The sequence below is a fragment of the Vibrio hippocampi genome, assembly GCF_921292975.1.
GTDB lineage: Bacteria > Pseudomonadota > Gammaproteobacteria > Enterobacterales > Vibrionaceae > Vibrio > Vibrio hippocampi.
This window is the reverse complement of the sequence record NZ_CAKLCM010000002.1, coordinates 2,115,877-2,129,628: the sequence shown is the minus strand read 5'-3', so window position 1 is coordinate 2,129,628 and position 13,752 is coordinate 2,115,877. Positions and strand designations below refer to the sequence as shown.

Annotated in this window: 12 protein-coding genes and 1 other RNA gene; 9 read left to right on the top strand and 4 right to left on the bottom strand. The window is 46.5% G+C overall.

What is annotated here, in order from left to right:
- Window positions 1–97 precede the first annotated feature (97 nt).
- The 4 genes from L9Q39_RS11910 to L9Q39_RS11895 are packed head-to-tail and all read right to left on the bottom strand — an operon-like array spanning window position 98 to window position 3,686.
- The gene (locus L9Q39_RS11910) at window positions 98–829 is read right to left on the bottom strand and encodes a BON domain-containing protein (RefSeq protein WP_435532819.1); all 732 of its coding nucleotides are present in this window, start codon (window positions 827–829) and stop codon (window positions 98–100) included.
- Window positions 819–1,409, bottom strand: a complete 591-nt coding sequence (locus L9Q39_RS11905) for a phosphoheptose isomerase (RefSeq protein ID WP_237485255.1) — start codon at window positions 1,407–1,409, stop codon at window positions 819–821. The genes L9Q39_RS11910 and L9Q39_RS11905 overlap by 11 nt, the downstream gene beginning before the upstream one ends.
- 2 nt (window positions 1,410–1,411) lie before the next feature.
- Window positions 1,412–1,801, bottom strand: coding sequence for a YraN family protein (locus tag L9Q39_RS11900; RefSeq protein WP_237485254.1), 390 nt, complete (start codon window positions 1,799–1,801; stop codon window positions 1,412–1,414).
- Window positions 1,764–3,686 (bottom strand): penicillin-binding protein activator, encoded by a 1,923-nt coding sequence (locus L9Q39_RS11895; protein WP_237485253.1) that lies wholly within the window; start codon window positions 3,684–3,686, stop codon window positions 1,764–1,766. The genes L9Q39_RS11900 and L9Q39_RS11895 overlap by 38 nt, the downstream gene beginning before the upstream one ends.
- A gap of 68 nt (window positions 3,687–3,754) precedes the next feature.
- On the opposite strand from L9Q39_RS11895, the gene rsmI reads away from it, so the two are divergent.
- The 9 genes from rsmI to murD all read left to right on the top strand — a co-directional run bounded on the left by rsmI (window position 3,755) and on the right by murD (window position 13,745).
- Window positions 3,755–4,618: a 16S rRNA (cytidine(1402)-2'-O)-methyltransferase gene (gene rsmI, locus L9Q39_RS11890; RefSeq protein WP_237485252.1), complete on the top strand. Its 864-nt coding sequence runs from the start codon at window positions 3,755–3,757 to the stop codon at window positions 4,616–4,618.
- Between the two features lie 29 nt (window positions 4,619–4,647).
- Window positions 4,648–5,038, top strand: an RNA gene (gene rnpB, locus L9Q39_RS11885) — RNase P RNA component class A.
- A gap of 371 nt (window positions 5,039–5,409) precedes the next feature.
- Window positions 5,410–6,360 carry a 16S rRNA (cytosine(1402)-N(4))-methyltransferase RsmH gene (gene rsmH / locus L9Q39_RS11880; RefSeq protein WP_237485251.1) on the top strand — a complete coding sequence of 317 codons (951 nt, stop codon included), beginning with the start codon at window positions 5,410–5,412 and terminating at the stop codon, window positions 6,358–6,360.
- A 29-nt stretch (window positions 6,361–6,389) separates the two neighbouring features.
- Window positions 6,390–6,710 (top strand): cell division protein FtsL, encoded by a 321-nt coding sequence (ftsL, locus tag L9Q39_RS11875; RefSeq protein WP_237485250.1) that lies wholly within the window; start codon window positions 6,390–6,392, stop codon window positions 6,708–6,710.
- Window positions 6,707–8,437, top strand: coding sequence for a penicillin-binding transpeptidase domain-containing protein (locus L9Q39_RS11870; protein ID WP_237485249.1), 1,731 nt, complete (start codon window positions 6,707–6,709; stop codon window positions 8,435–8,437). The genes ftsL and L9Q39_RS11870 overlap by 4 nt, the downstream gene beginning before the upstream one ends.
- 10 nt (window positions 8,438–8,447) lie before the next feature.
- Window positions 8,448–9,932 (top strand): UDP-N-acetylmuramoyl-L-alanyl-D-glutamate--2,6-diaminopimelate ligase, encoded by a 1,485-nt coding sequence (gene murE / locus L9Q39_RS11865; protein WP_237485248.1) that lies wholly within the window; start codon window positions 8,448–8,450, stop codon window positions 9,930–9,932.
- On the top strand, window positions 9,929–11,290 hold the full coding sequence (locus L9Q39_RS11860; RefSeq protein ID WP_237485247.1) for a UDP-N-acetylmuramoyl-tripeptide--D-alanyl-D-alanine ligase: 1,362 nt from the start codon (window positions 9,929–9,931) through the stop codon (window positions 11,288–11,290). Before murE ends, L9Q39_RS11860 begins: the two co-directional genes overlap by 4 nt.
- The gene (gene mraY / locus L9Q39_RS11855; RefSeq protein ID WP_237485246.1) at window positions 11,287–12,369 is read left to right on the top strand and encodes a phospho-N-acetylmuramoyl-pentapeptide-transferase; all 1,083 of its coding nucleotides are present in this window, start codon (window positions 11,287–11,289) and stop codon (window positions 12,367–12,369) included. The genes L9Q39_RS11860 and mraY overlap by 4 nt, the downstream gene beginning before the upstream one ends.
- A gap of 23 nt (window positions 12,370–12,392) precedes the next feature.
- On the top strand, window positions 12,393–13,745 hold the full coding sequence (gene murD / locus L9Q39_RS11850; RefSeq protein ID WP_237485245.1) for a UDP-N-acetylmuramoyl-L-alanine--D-glutamate ligase: 1,353 nt from the start codon (window positions 12,393–12,395) through the stop codon (window positions 13,743–13,745).
- Window positions 13,746–13,752 lie beyond the last annotated feature (7 nt).

Below are 13,752 nucleotides of genomic sequence, written 5' to 3'. Positions count from 1 at the left end.
AAGTTCAGCAGGATAACGCTTCAGTTGAATAAAGTGGATAGTAAAAAGCGAGCTAACAAAGCTCGCTTTTTTAGTTTCTGGTGGTTAAGTATCAAGATTAACCTTCGACTTCCAAGAATGGTGCTGGCTCTTCCACAATAGGCTGTGGCGCGTCAGAAGTAGGTTGAGGCGAACTATTAATATCATTCACCGGAGCAGGCACTGGCTCTGCTTCTTGTTGCGATTCAGTGTTTAGACGCTCTTCGTCTTCACTGTACTGAAATGCACGAACGACCTGTTTAACACCAGAGGTATTACGAGCAATGTCCGTGGCAATATCGCCATTTTCTTTTGATACATAACCGAGTAGGAAGACCTCACTGTCTTCAGTAATGACTTTAATTTTAATGCCACTTAAACGCTTGTCTGTGAGCACCGAAGACTTGATTTTAGTTGTCAACCAAGTGTCATTGCTCATTGCCGCAAGATCGATAGGTGCTTTAATACGCATCTGATTGTAGACACGTTTTACGTCGCTAATTTTCTCTACTTGTTGGGCGACTTGATTGCTCAACTCTTGGGTTTTCGCTTGTCCCATCAGTACAACTGTGCCGCGTTGTGAGCTGGCGACAACTCGAACTTGTCCAACATAAGGTTGTTTGTTGCTCAGACCCGCGACTTCAGATTCGATAGCGTTATCGACCCAAATTTCTTTACTGCTACGAGTATCAGTAACAAGGTTAACGGTTGTCGCTGCACCAGCAACAAAGACGCCGGCACAACCAGACAGTAAGCTAGCTGATAACAGCAGAGCAATAGCATAATATTTTTTCATCGTTTTACTCTTCATGAGCGGGGAATAGAACTTGATCAATAAGATCACATAAGCAGTGCAGTGTCACCATATGGACTTCATGTATTCTAGCGGTGCGATGTGACGGTATTCTGATCTCAACATCATTTTCACCCAGTAAACCTGCCATTTCACCGCCATCTTTGCCTGTGAAAGCAATGATAGTCATATCACGTGTTACGGCTGCTTCCATCGCTTTAATGACATTCTTGCTGTTACCGCTGGTGGATATGGCAAGCAAGATATCGTTGGCCTGCCCAAATGCTCTCACCTGTTTGGCAAAGATGTCGGCAAAGTTATAGTCGTTGGCGACGGCGGTCATGGTGATATTGTCGGTCGTTAGCGCAAGAGCAGGTAAGCTCGGGCGCTCAGTTTCGAAACGGTTAAGTAAACAAGAAACAAATTGCTGAGCATTAGACGCAGAACCGCCATTGCCACAGCAGAGGATCTTATTGCCATTTAGCAATGTCGCCACCATGGCTTGAGCAGCATGGGTGATGACGTCCGGCAGCGCTTCAGCAGCGGCGATTTGAATCTGAATACTCTCAGTAAAGCTTTCTTTAATGCTATCGCGCATGGTTATCCTTGAGTTATCGCGTTTTGGATCCAGTTGATATCATGGCCGTTATTGTGAATGGCAACGATATCAAAACGAAATTCTGTGGTATAGGGTGATAAACCTTGATTCATCAACCATAAAGTGGCCGTTTTTTGTAATTTTCTCGCCTTGCTGGCCGTGACCATTTCCTGTGCTAAACCGAAATGGCGGTTTTGGCGATACTTGACTTCAATAAACACAATGCACTCCAAATCACGCATGATAAGGTCGATTTCGCCACATTTAGCATTGAAGTTGTCTGCAACTTCAATTAGCCCTTGCTGCGTTAAATGGCGCTTGGCAAGGGCTTCATAATGGTTACCTATCTGGCGTTTATTGGTTGCTTTCGGTGTTGTCCAAAGTTGTTTCATTACTGCCAGTCTCCACGGTCGACTCTGCAGGGGCAGTAACCTCATTAGCTTCTGGTTCAACTATGACTGCAGGGGTAACTGGCTCTTTGCCATATTCCGCCCAAGCAACTTGTCGCTGAATAACACAGTTGTCGCCAATGGATAGATCTCCGGTTTGGCCTTGCACTTGATAGCCTTGAACCGCTTTTAGCTGCGGCAACTCTTTGGTTAAAGCATACGCGTCCATACCCAAGGCTCTTAGACGGGTTTCGACGTTAGAGCTTTTCGGCCAAAGCTCAGTCATTTGAGCGTTAAGGTTTGCAGGATCTTCAATCAACAAAGGAATATCACTATAAATGACCCCGGTAAGATCTTCATATTGACGCTTGCTCGTATGGCTATGAGAGTCAGCAAACAGCTGAGGCTGTTTCGTATCTGGGTTAATCGCCACCTCGATAAATGGCTTAATCAAGGTGAGATCGGCATTATTGGCGACGATATAAACAGAATCGATATCTCGGCGACTTCTTGGTTGATTTTCTAGTTTCATACCAACAAGAGCTTCCATTTGTGCAATACGCTGTTGGCTTTCTTGGAGACCAAACACTTGATTAACGGTTTTTTGTAGCTGAGTGCGGTTGGTGTATTGCGCTACCGCCACTTTATGATCGCTTAACGTAGCCCACTCTTGTTTAAACGCGCTCACCGCGCGATCACCTAAGCTCCCTTTCGGAACGATAATCAGTGGGTATTGATATTCTTGCTGATTAAGATGCTGAGCGGCTTGAGCGACCTCTTGTTCCGGAGAGAGTGTGAGATAGCACATCATATTTGATGCCTCTAACTCACTCGGGATATTCAGTGCGAGTGCTGGAATAGGGGTGACCGCTGTTGCTTGTGCATTTTGTAATTTTTCGACATTTTCTTTGATTAGCGGACCGACAATAAAATCGACATTATTGGTGGCTAAGCGTTGTTTGATCGCCGAAGGCGCGGTCTCATTGGTATCAACAATGGTGAACACCGCTTGTGGATCGCGTTGGTTATCATTCATCATCGCCATCATAAAACCGTCACGCACGAACTGAGCCTGCTTGGCATATTTGCCCGTTAGAGGTAACAGTAAGGCTGTGCTGTGTGGGGTTGAGATCTCAAGTTGAAGGATGTCAGTAATCGTTTGTGGTGTGTATAAAGCCGCAGGGTGGTTTGGGTTCTCTGCCAACCAATTCTTCAGACTTGTTTGTAACTGAGGCAGGCTGCCAGTCAATGCTTTCATATAGGCAGCCAGTTGTACCCAACCATCTAGCACATCTTCATCGGCTTTTACGTCGAATGAATTGAGTTGTTGAGGCGAATAGCGTTCCAAATTAGCCCAGATTTCATCATTTGCTGATTTCTGTTGGGAAAGTGGCGCATATTGGGTCATCGCGACTAACTCTCTGCTCGCTTCAAAATAGCGTTGCAATTGGGTTAGCGCGTCGGCGCGTGAACGATGGTATTGCTGCCACTGACTCGGACTTAATGGCCATGAATTCGGAAAATTAAGCTCTAAGAAAGCCGCTTCAGGGTTGTTGGTGGCAAGATTGAGCTGCGAACGAACCAGTTGCCACTCGGCTTGTTGAATAGTGGTGAGGTTCTGCTTGCTGAGCCGATTCGATAGCGATTCGGCTTTTTGATAATCTCGCTCTTCTAGAGCGGCTTTAAACGCTAAGATAAGCCATTCGTTAGCGAACCCACCTTGATTGGCATCGGCGCGCATAATGTAGGTTTCAGAAGAGGCACTAGGAGCCTGAGTAAAATCGACATAAGTAGGTGCGGGTGGCTGACTCGAACAAGCCGCAATGGTCAAAGCCAATGCGATTGGAGTCAGCAGACGTGTTACACTATTTCTCTTAGGGTTCATCATTACCGTGGGCTCTTTAATCACTATTCGTGTAAAATCATTATATTAATCGTTGAAGTGCTGGTAAACAAATGACAAGCAACAAATCCATCCATATTGAACAACCTACGCTGTTTATTGTACCGACTCCTATTGGAAATCTCGGTGATATTACACAAAGATCACTCGATGTTCTGCAAAGTGTCGACATAATTGCGGCAGAGGACACTCGTCATACAGGTAAATTATTGTCTCACTTCAATATTCAAACTAGAACCTTTGCTCTGCATGACCATAATGAACAGCAAAAAGCTCAGGTGTTAGTTGGCAAATTACTCGCCGGTGAGTCGATTGCTTTGGTCTCTGATGCTGGAACACCGCTTATCAGTGATCCAGGGTATCACTTAGTCACGCAGTGTCGTCAAGCCGGCGTTAAAGTTGTCCCTCTGCCGGGCGCTTGTGCCGTGATTACCGCATTGAGTGCCTCTGGTTTACCGTCAGATCGTTTTAGTTTCGAGGGATTTCTTCCAGCGAAGAGCAAAGGGCGTAAAGATAAATTTTTAGAAATTGCCAAAGCAGAGCGTACCTGTATTTTCTATGAGTCGCCACATCGAATTACCGAATCTCTGGCAGACATGCTGTCAGTATTGGGCGCAGAGCGAGAAGTGGTCTTGGCTAGAGAGTTAACCAAAACCTATGAAACGATTCAAGGCTTACCGCTTGGTGAGTTGGTTGAGTGGATTGAAGAAGATGACAACCGAAAGCGTGGTGAAATGGTTCTTTTGATTCACGGTTATCGCGAACAGAGTTCAGAGACGCTTCCTGATGAGGCGACACGTACCTTGGGTATCTTGGTTAAAGAGTTGCCATTGAAGAAAGCTGCTGCGATGACGGCGGAAATTTATAACCTGAAAAAGAACGCGTTATACAAATGGGGACTAGAAAACCTTGAGTAATCGCTCAGTCTTGGTTACAATCCGCGCCCGAAGTTGACCGGATAGTCGCTGCTTCATTGATGTCCCTTGAGCTTGCTCGGGGAGACTGATGGAGGGGAGGAAAGTCCGGGCTCCATAGAGCAGGGTGCCAGGTAACGCCTGGGAGGCTAAAGCCTACGACAAGTGCAGCAGAGAGAAGACCGCCGATGGCCTTAGGGCACAGGTAAGGGTGAAAGGGTGCGGTAAGAGCGCACCGGACGGCTGGCAACAGTTCGTTGCAAGGTAAACTCCACCCGGAGCAAGACCAAATAGGCCCCCACATTGCGTGGCTCGCGTAAGGGGGCGGGTAGGTTGCTTGAGCCAGTGAGCGATTGCTGGCCTAGACGAATGACTATCACCGTTTCGACGGTACAGAACCCGGCTTACAGGTCAACTTCACCTCCTTTATTTACAAGACCTCGCAAATGCTGCGAGGTCTTGTAATATCAACAGATATACCCTTTCCTCAACCTTAATCTTACGCTGATATATTCCCATCGTTTTCCTCAGTTATTTTCTCGCCTACAAACCGAGCAATTCTCTTTGAACTTCATATCTGAGGTCAGTTGGGAACAAGCTGCGGAGTGCGCTGAGTCGATGATGTGTTAGATGAGCCTGACAATTTATGCATCAAATTGAACCTTAGAATGACATCTAAAGTCGATATTGTGTTTTTTGATCACTAATTTATACCAATGACGGATTCTTGCAGTGACGTCATTGTTGGAAATCAGTAAACTTACCACTTTGCATTACAAGCCTTGAGAGCAGCCATGAGCGAATCTTTTCAACACATTTCGGTATTACTTCATGAATCCATTGATGGTTTAGCGATAAAACCCGATGGTACTTACATTGATGGAACCTTTGGTCGTGGTGGTCACAGTCGTCAGATTTTGGCGAAACTGGGCGAGAATGGTAGTTTGTTTAGTATTGACCGTGATCCTCAGGCGATAGAAGAAGCAAGCAAGATTCAAGACCCTCGCTTTACCATAGTGCATGGACCATTTTCTGGTATTGCTGACTATGCCGAACGCTATGATCTGGTTGGTAAGGTAGACGGTGTGCTTTTTGACCTCGGGGTGTCATCACCTCAACTTGATGATGCAGAGCGTGGCTTTAGCTTTATGAAAGATGGTCCACTTGATATGCGTATGGATCCAACCAGTGGTATGCCCGTCTCTGAATGGCTAGCGGAAGCCGACCTTGATGATATTACTTGGGTGATTCGTGAGTTTGGTGAGGACAAACATGCACGTCGCATCGCCAAAGCGATCGTGGCGCATCGTGAAAATGAAGACAAAGAGCCACTAACGCGTACCAGTCATTTGGCGAAACTTATTTCTGAAGCGGCTCCAAAAAGCTTTAAAGAGAAAAAGCACCCTGCGACCCGTGCCTTTCAAGCCTTCCGTATTTATATCAATAGTGAACTTGAGGAAATCGACACGGCATTAAAAGGTGCCGCGAGTATATTAGCGCCGCAAGGTCGATTGTCAGTGATCAGCTTCCATTCGCTTGAAGATAGAATGGTGAAGCGCTTTATGCGTAAAGAGAGTCAAGGACCTCAAGTACCACACGGTATCCCGATGACGGAAGCGCAGATCCAAGCCTTAGGCAGCGCGAACCTAAAAACGGTAGGCAAAGCACTCAAACCAACATCAGAAGAAATTGAAGTGAACGCGCGCTCAAGAAGTTCGGTTCTTCGTGTCGCTGAAAAACTGTAATTTTGATTCAAGGGATTGAGCCAGCAGGTATGACGCAGCAACAAAAACACAACTTAGCCAAAATCATTGCCAAGGATCTTATTACGGTCGGTAAAGTACCGTTAGCGATTCTGGTCGTGATTTTTATTTCAGCAATGTCAGTTGTATTTGCTACTCACCATACGCGTCAAGCCATCAATGAGAAAGATGTCGCTCAACAAGAGCGAGAGCGCTTAGACGATGAATGGCGAAATCTTTTGTTAGAAGAGAATGCGCTCGCGGAACATAGCCGCGTTCAAGCTATTGCCGATGAAGAGTTACAAATGAAGCGTCCTGATGCTGACAAGGAAGTGGTGGTCAACCTGAAATGAACGCCAATAAAAACAGTAAATTAGCCAATAAAAAGAAAGTTCAAAAACAAAAGCCGTTGTTGATTCCTTGGCGTTTTCGCTTAGTGCTCGGAACGGTATTGATCATTTTTGGCGCTCTTATTGCGCGTATTGGCTACCTACAAGTTATCGAACCCGATAATCTGATAAAACAAGGTGATATGCGCTCTGTTCGTGTGAAAGCTCTGCATTCAGCGCGCGGTATTATCTCTGATCGCAACGACAATCCACTGGCGGTGAGTGTACCGGTTCAGGCGGTATGGGCAGACCCTTTCACCATTTTTAAAGAAGGTGGATTTGAAGAACGCGAACGATGGTTTGCACTAGCCGATGTATTGGGCCTTGAACGTCAAGATTTGATCGAAAAGATAGAAAAAAATCGCACACGCCGTTTTATCTATTTACAGCGTCAAGTTAGCCCTGCCATGGCAAAATATATCAAAGAGTTGAAGCTCGCTGGGGTTGGGTTAAAAGCAGAGTCCAGACGCTATTACCCAGCGGGTGAAGTCAGTGCCCATTTAGTTGGTGTGACGGGTATTGATGGTCACGGTCTTGAAGGTGTTGAGCGCAGTTATGATAAGTGGCTAACTGGCGAAGCGGGTAAACGTATTATTCGTAAAGACCGCTTTGGTCGTGTTGTTGAGAATATTGCTCTTGAAGAACGCGAGCAAGGTAAACCGCTTAAATTAACCATTGATCAAAGACTGCAAGCAATCGCTTATCGTGCCATCAAGCAGGCAGTTGCCGACCACCGAGCGACGTCAGGCAGTGCTGTACTGATTGATGTCAAAACAGGCGCGGTGCTGGCGATGGTGAATGCCCCTTCTTATAACCCCAATAATCGATCTTCCCGCCAATCTTTTACCATGCGAAATCGAGTGATTACTGACGCGATGGAGCCGGGCTCTACTGTGAAGCCATTTGTGGTTTTAGCCGCATTAGAGGCCGGTATCGCCGATACGGAAACCATCATAGATACCGGGAATGGCATTATGCAGATTGGCGGCAGCCGAGTGCGTGATACGTCGAAAGTCGGTAAGGCTAATCTGGCGAAGATCCTTCAAAAGTCGAGTAATATCGGTGTCGCTAAGCTCGGTCTTGATATGCCTCTCGAAGCCTTGTTAGGTATGTATAGCTCGATTGGCTTTGGTCAGTTATCTGGGCTGAACTTAATCGGTGAAACAACCGGTATTTTCCCCAATCGCCGTCGTTGGTCTTCTTTTGAAATTGCCACACTGACCTTTGGTTATGGCCTTTCAATCACACCATTGCAGCTTGCTCACGCCTACGCGACCTTAGGAAATTCTGGCGAATATAAGCCAATTTATATCATAGAGAATAACCAACAGGATCTTTCCAAGCAGGTACTCGATAGAGAACATGCCAACACCGTATTGGGTATGCTAGAAGCCGTAACTCAGCCTGGAGGCACTGCAACGCGAGCTGCTGTACCGGGTTACCGAATTGCCGCCAAAACAGGAACGTCGAGAAAAGCGACGTCTGGCGGTTATAGTGATGAGTATGTTGCATTAACAGTAGGCGTTGCGCCGGTGAGTAACCCAAGGGTATCGCTGGTGGTGGTGATCAATGAGCCACAAGGTGATCAATATTACGGTGGTTCAGTCGCTGCCCCCGTTTTCTCCGAAATTATGAAAGGCGCATTACAGATTTTAAATGTCGCCCCAGACGAAAACCAGTTCCAACAGTAGGACCATGAGTATGCGAACTAGCATGACATTAGCATCACTTCTTAAGCCTTGGCTAACCGCCAGTGACTCACCGCTTTGTGACATTCCAGTCAATCAGTTGATTTTAGACAGTCGAACGGTAGCAGAGGGCGATACTTTTGTTGCTGTCATCGGTCATGCCGTAGATGGTCGATTGTTTATTGAACGTGCGATTGACGCTGGCGCAAACTCGGTGATCGCGCAAGCCGATAGTGAGCATAAGCACGGTGAGGTGCAATGGCATCAAGATGTGCCAATTGTTCATATTCATGGTTTGGATAGTTTACTTTCGGTGATCGCAGCTCGCTTATACCACTACGATCAGCAGGTGATCGGGGTGACCGGAACCAATGGCAAAACCACGATCACTCAGTTGATTGCACAATGGATAGAGTTACTCGATCAAAAAGCAGCGGTGATGGGAACCACAGGAAATGGTTTCTTGCATCAACTTGAGGAAGCGAAAAACACCACAGGCAGCGCGATTGATGTTCAGAGAAGTTTAGCGGAACTTGATGGCAAAGGTGCGGTTTATACCGCAATGGAAGTGTCTTCACATGGCTTGGTTCAGGGGCGCGTTGCAGCTGTGCCTTTTAAGCTTGGCGTATTTACTAACCTGAGTCGTGATCATTTGGATTATCACGGAAATATGCAAGGTTATGAAGCTGCGAAAAAACTGCTTTTCACCGGACACCATTGTGAACTTGCTGTCCTTAATATTGATGATGAAGTCGGTGAGCGTTGGCTTGCCGATCGTCGTGATGCGATCGCGGTGTCGGTTGAAGGTAAGCGTGTGGATCAAAATGGTTTATGGGCGACGCAGGTTGATTACAGTGATAAGGGGATTGCACTAAATTTTGCTGGGCATTTTGGTGAGGGAGCGTTGAGCGCGCCTCTTATCGGTCAGTTTAATGCCAGCAATCTGATGCTGGCTTTTGCCTCTTTGCTTTCTCTGGGTTTCGATATTAAACAATTACAACAAACAGCAAGCCAATTGCAGCCTGTGCTAGGAAGAATGGAGCTGTTCCACACCTTGGGTAAGCCAAAGGTAGTGGTCGATTATGCTCATACGCCAGATGCATTAGAAAAAGCGTTGCAAGCTTTGCGCGTCCATTGTGAGGGTAAACTCTGGGTCGTCGTTGGATGCGGTGGTGATAGAGATAAGGGCAAACGCCCTATGATGGCGGCCATTGCTGAGCAACTCGCCGATCAGGTTATCTTAAGTGATGACAATCCTCGTAGTGAAGATCCTGCGCTCATCATCGACGACATGCTCGCGGGAATGCAGCAACCTCAACAAGCAAAGATTGAACATAGTCGTTATCAGGCAGCAAACTATGCTGTGAAGCACGCTGGTGCTCAGGATATCATCCTGCTTGCTGGTAAAGGTCATGAAGACTACCAAGTGGTCGGTAGAGAGTCTATCCACTATTCTGATCGTGAATCTGCCGCGGCTTTGTTAGGATTAACATTATGATTAATTTAACGCTTTCTGAAATTTCATCGATTGTGAGTGGTCAACTGATAGGCAAAGAGTGCGAGATTACTCATGTGACCACTGACACTCGAGCGATCACGCAAGGCTCGCTATTTATTGCTCTGATTGGCGAGCGGTTTGATGCACACGACTTCGCACAGCAAGCACTGGATAATGGCGCGGTCGCAATGATTGTCCAGCGTCCAGTTGACGTTGAGGTGGCACAAATCTTGGTAACGGATACTAAGTTGGCACTTGGAGCGTTAGGGGCTGAAGTTCATCGTCGTTGTGATAGCAAAACCATTGCGATCACCGGCAGTTGCGGTAAAACGACAGTAAAAGAGATGGTCGCTGCCATTTTAGGTCAACAGGCTAATGTGCTGTACACGGATGGTAACTTTAATAATGACATCGGTGTGCCTTTAACGTTATTACGCAATCAGCCAAGTGATGACTATTCGGTCATCGAATTGGGTGCGAATCATATCGGAGAGATCGCTTACACCACTCAACTGACTCGACCAGATATTGCATTAGTTAATAATGTCGCAGAAGCACACCTTGAAGGTTTTGGCTCGCTTGATGGTGTAAAACAAGCGAAAGGTGAGATATATCAAGGTCTGTCTTCTGACGGAATTGCGATTGTTAATTTAGACAGTCAAGGAGAAGGCTATTGGCAGCCAGTGCTGGCAGATAAACAGGTGACGACGATTTCTGCCACTCATTGTGAGGCAGATTTTTACGCCTCTGACATAACCCTGTCATCTGAAGCGACCTCTTCTTTTACACTCCACACCCCTTTGGGAACGAGCCATGTAGAACTTAGCCTATTGGGTTCCCATAATGTGGTCAATGCTATTGCTGCCAGCGCGATTGCCTATCACTGTGGAATTGAATTAAGTCAAATTCAAACTGGTTTGCAGTCTCTCAGCAAAGTGAAGCGTCGAGTCGAGGTTGAGAAGTTAACTCAACAGATCACCCTTATTGATGATAGCTACAACGCCAGCGTGCCCGCGATGAAAGCGGCGGTTGACTTGTTGTCGTCCTTTACTGACGAGCGATGGTTGATTTTGGGAAATATGGCAGAATTGGGGCATGAAAGCCTTGCACTTCATAGCGAAGTCGGACAACATGCTGCACCTTTTGCGTTTGAACATGTACTGACCTTTGGTGACGATGCCAGAGTGATCAGTGAAATTTGTGGTGGTCAACACTTTGCCGATCATGACAGCATGTTTGCGTATATTGTTAAAACTTTAGAACAGTTAAATCAGACTCCTCATACTATGTTAGTTAAAGGGGCGTTAAGTGCGGGCATGTACACGATTGCCAAAGCACTGAAGGAGAATTACTCATGATTATTTGGCTTTCGGAACTACTCCAGCCATATTTTTCTTTTTTTCGTTTATTCGAATATTTGTCTTTTCGAGCGATTGTTAGCATTTTAACCGCGCTGAGCCTTTCGCTATGGATGGGACCCAAACTGATTGCCAAGTTGCAGATGCTGCAGATCGGTCAAGTGGTACGAAACGAAGGTCCAGAGTCCCACTTTAGTAAACGTGGTACGCCTACAATGGGTGGGGTGATGATCCTTGCTGCTATTGTCATTACCGTGTTGCTTTGGGCAAATTTGAGTAATCCCTATGTTTGGGCAGTATTGTTTGTGCTGTTGGGTTATGGCACGGTTGGTTTTGTCGATGATTACCGCAAAGTGGTGCGTAAAAATACCGACGGACTGATCGCTCGCTGGAAGTATTTTTGGCAGTCAGTCATCGCACTGGTTGCCGCCTTTGCGTTGTATGCGCATGGTCATGATACTGCGGCGACCCAATTGGTGGTTCCTTTCTTTAAAGATGTGATGCCTCAACTGGGGTTATTTTATATTGTCTTTACCTATTTTGTTATTGTTGGTACCAGTAATGCCGTTAACTTAACTGATGGTTTAGATGGTCTGGCGATTATGCCAACGGTGTTGGTTTCGGCCGGTTTTGCGGCAATCGCTTGGGCAACGGGTAATGTTAACTTTGCCAGCTATCTGCATATTCCTCATATTCCACTTGCCTCTGAACTTGTTGTGGTTTGTACCGCGATTGTTGGAGCCGGTCTGGGTTTCTTGTGGTTTAACACCTATCCAGCTCAAGTGTTTATGGGCGATGTTGGTTCGCTAGCGTTAGGTGGCGCATTAGGCGTTATTGCGGTGCTGGTTCGTCAAGAATTTGTATTGGTGATCATGGGCGGCGTGTTCGTCATGGAAACCTTATCGGTGATTTTGCAGGTCGGTTCGTATAAGTTGCGCGGTCAACGTATTTTCCGTATGGCTCCGATTCATCATCATTACGAATTAAAAGGTTGGCCAGAACCAAGAGTTATCGTACGTTTTTGGATTATCTCTATCGTGCTAGTGCTCATTGGCTTGGCAACGTTGAAAGTTCGATAAGGCAAGTTCAAGGACTAGGACTCATGGAACGTTGGCAAAATATCAACAATCTCGTCGTCGTAGGGCTCGGTATTACCGGGCTCTCTGTCGTTCAACACGTCACTAAACGTTATCCTCATGTGACGGTTCGCGTGATGGATTCGCGAGACAATCCTCCTGGCAAAGACGAATTGCCCTCTAATGTGGCGCTCCACTCGGGAAGCTTTAATTTAGAGTGGCTGCTGAATGCTGATCTCGTGGTCTGCAATCCGGGGATTGCTTTAGCGACGCCTGAGATTACAGCTGCAATACAGGCGAATGTGCCAGTTGTCGGTGATATTGAGTTATTTGCTTGGAGCAATAGCAAACCGGTTATTGCGATTACTGGATCAAACGGAAAAAGTACCGTGACGGATCTTACTGGCGTTTTGGCTCGTGCCGCCGGTTTGAATGTCGGGGTCGGTGGGAATATCGGTGTTCCAGCCTTAGATTTATTGGATATTGACGCTGATTTGTATGTGTTGGAACTCTCCAGCTTCCAGCTTGAAACAACGTCGAGTTTGCGAACCCGAGTGTCCGCATTCCTCAATCTGTCTGAAGACCATATGGATCGCTATCAGGGCATGGAAGATTATGCGCAAGCCAAGCGCCGTATTTTCACCCACGCTGAACATCTATTGGTGAATCGTGACGAGCCAGAGACTTACCCAAACACAGACGCTATTCAAGGCAGATTACATCAAGGTAAATTACATACCTTTGGTTCAGATGCGAATGACTTTGGTATGCAAATCTCCGAGCACGAAACAGGGTTGCTGGATCAGGGTGAGCTAATTGTTCAGGCTCAACAGCTGAAGTTGATAGGAAAGCATAATTGGTCCAACGCCTTGGTGGCTTGTGCGCTGTTGAAGTTGGCCGGTATTGATTATCGTAACAGCCTAACAGCCTTAAAAGATTACTCAGGTCTTAGCCATCGATGCCAAGTCGTTGCCCAGAGAGATAGCGTCACTTGGGTCAACGACTCCAAAGCAACCAATGTTGCAAGCACTTTGGCGGCTTTGTCAGGTTTGCAGTTGGAAGGTAAGCTTTACCTGCTAGTCGGTGGTGTCGGTAAAGGCGCCGATTTTTCCGATCTTAAACCTGCGCTTTCCTCTCTGAATGTGGCTTTATGCTGCTTTGGTAAGGATGGGCAAGCGTTCTTGGATTTACACTCAAGTGCCAAGTTATACGACAGCATGGATGAAGTCATTGATTTAGTGACACCTCAACTAAAAGCGGGAGATATGGTCATGCTCTCTCCTGCGTGTGCCAGTTTTGATCAGTTTGCTAACTTTATGGCTCGAGGTGATCATTTTACCACCTTGGCTGAACACTATTCTCAAAATGTGAATGAGTAGGTGGTGG

Excerpts from the sequence above, each read along its gene's own strand:
- L9Q39_RS11910 (WP_435532819.1), bottom strand. The coding sequence starts at position 829 with ATGAAGAGTAAAACGATGAAAAAATATTATGCTATTGCTCTGCTGTTA.
- L9Q39_RS11905 (WP_237485255.1), bottom strand. The coding sequence starts at position 1,409 with ATGCGCGATAGCATTAAAGAAAGCTTTACTGAGAGTATTCAGATTCAA.
- L9Q39_RS11900 (WP_237485254.1), bottom strand. The coding sequence starts at position 1,801 with ATGAAACAACTTTGGACAACACCGAAAGCAACCAATAAACGCCAGATA.
- L9Q39_RS11895 (WP_237485253.1), bottom strand. The coding sequence starts at position 3,686 with ATGATGAACCCTAAGAGAAATAGTGTAACACGTCTGCTGACTCCAATC.
- rsmI (WP_237485252.1), top strand. The coding sequence starts at position 3,755 with ATGACAAGCAACAAATCCATCCATATTGAACAACCTACGCTGTTTATT.
- rsmH (WP_237485251.1), top strand. The coding sequence starts at position 5,410 with ATGAGCGAATCTTTTCAACACATTTCGGTATTACTTCATGAATCCATT.
- ftsL (WP_237485250.1), top strand. The coding sequence starts at position 6,390 with ATGACGCAGCAACAAAAACACAACTTAGCCAAAATCATTGCCAAGGAT.
- L9Q39_RS11870 (WP_237485249.1), top strand. The coding sequence starts at position 6,707 with ATGAACGCCAATAAAAACAGTAAATTAGCCAATAAAAAGAAAGTTCAA.
- murE (WP_237485248.1), top strand. The coding sequence starts at position 8,448 with ATGCGAACTAGCATGACATTAGCATCACTTCTTAAGCCTTGGCTAACC.
- L9Q39_RS11860 (WP_237485247.1), top strand. The coding sequence starts at position 9,929 with ATGATTAATTTAACGCTTTCTGAAATTTCATCGATTGTGAGTGGTCAA.
- mraY (WP_237485246.1), top strand. The coding sequence starts at position 11,287 with ATGATTATTTGGCTTTCGGAACTACTCCAGCCATATTTTTCTTTTTTT.
- murD (WP_237485245.1), top strand. The coding sequence starts at position 12,393 with ATGGAACGTTGGCAAAATATCAACAATCTCGTCGTCGTAGGGCTCGGT.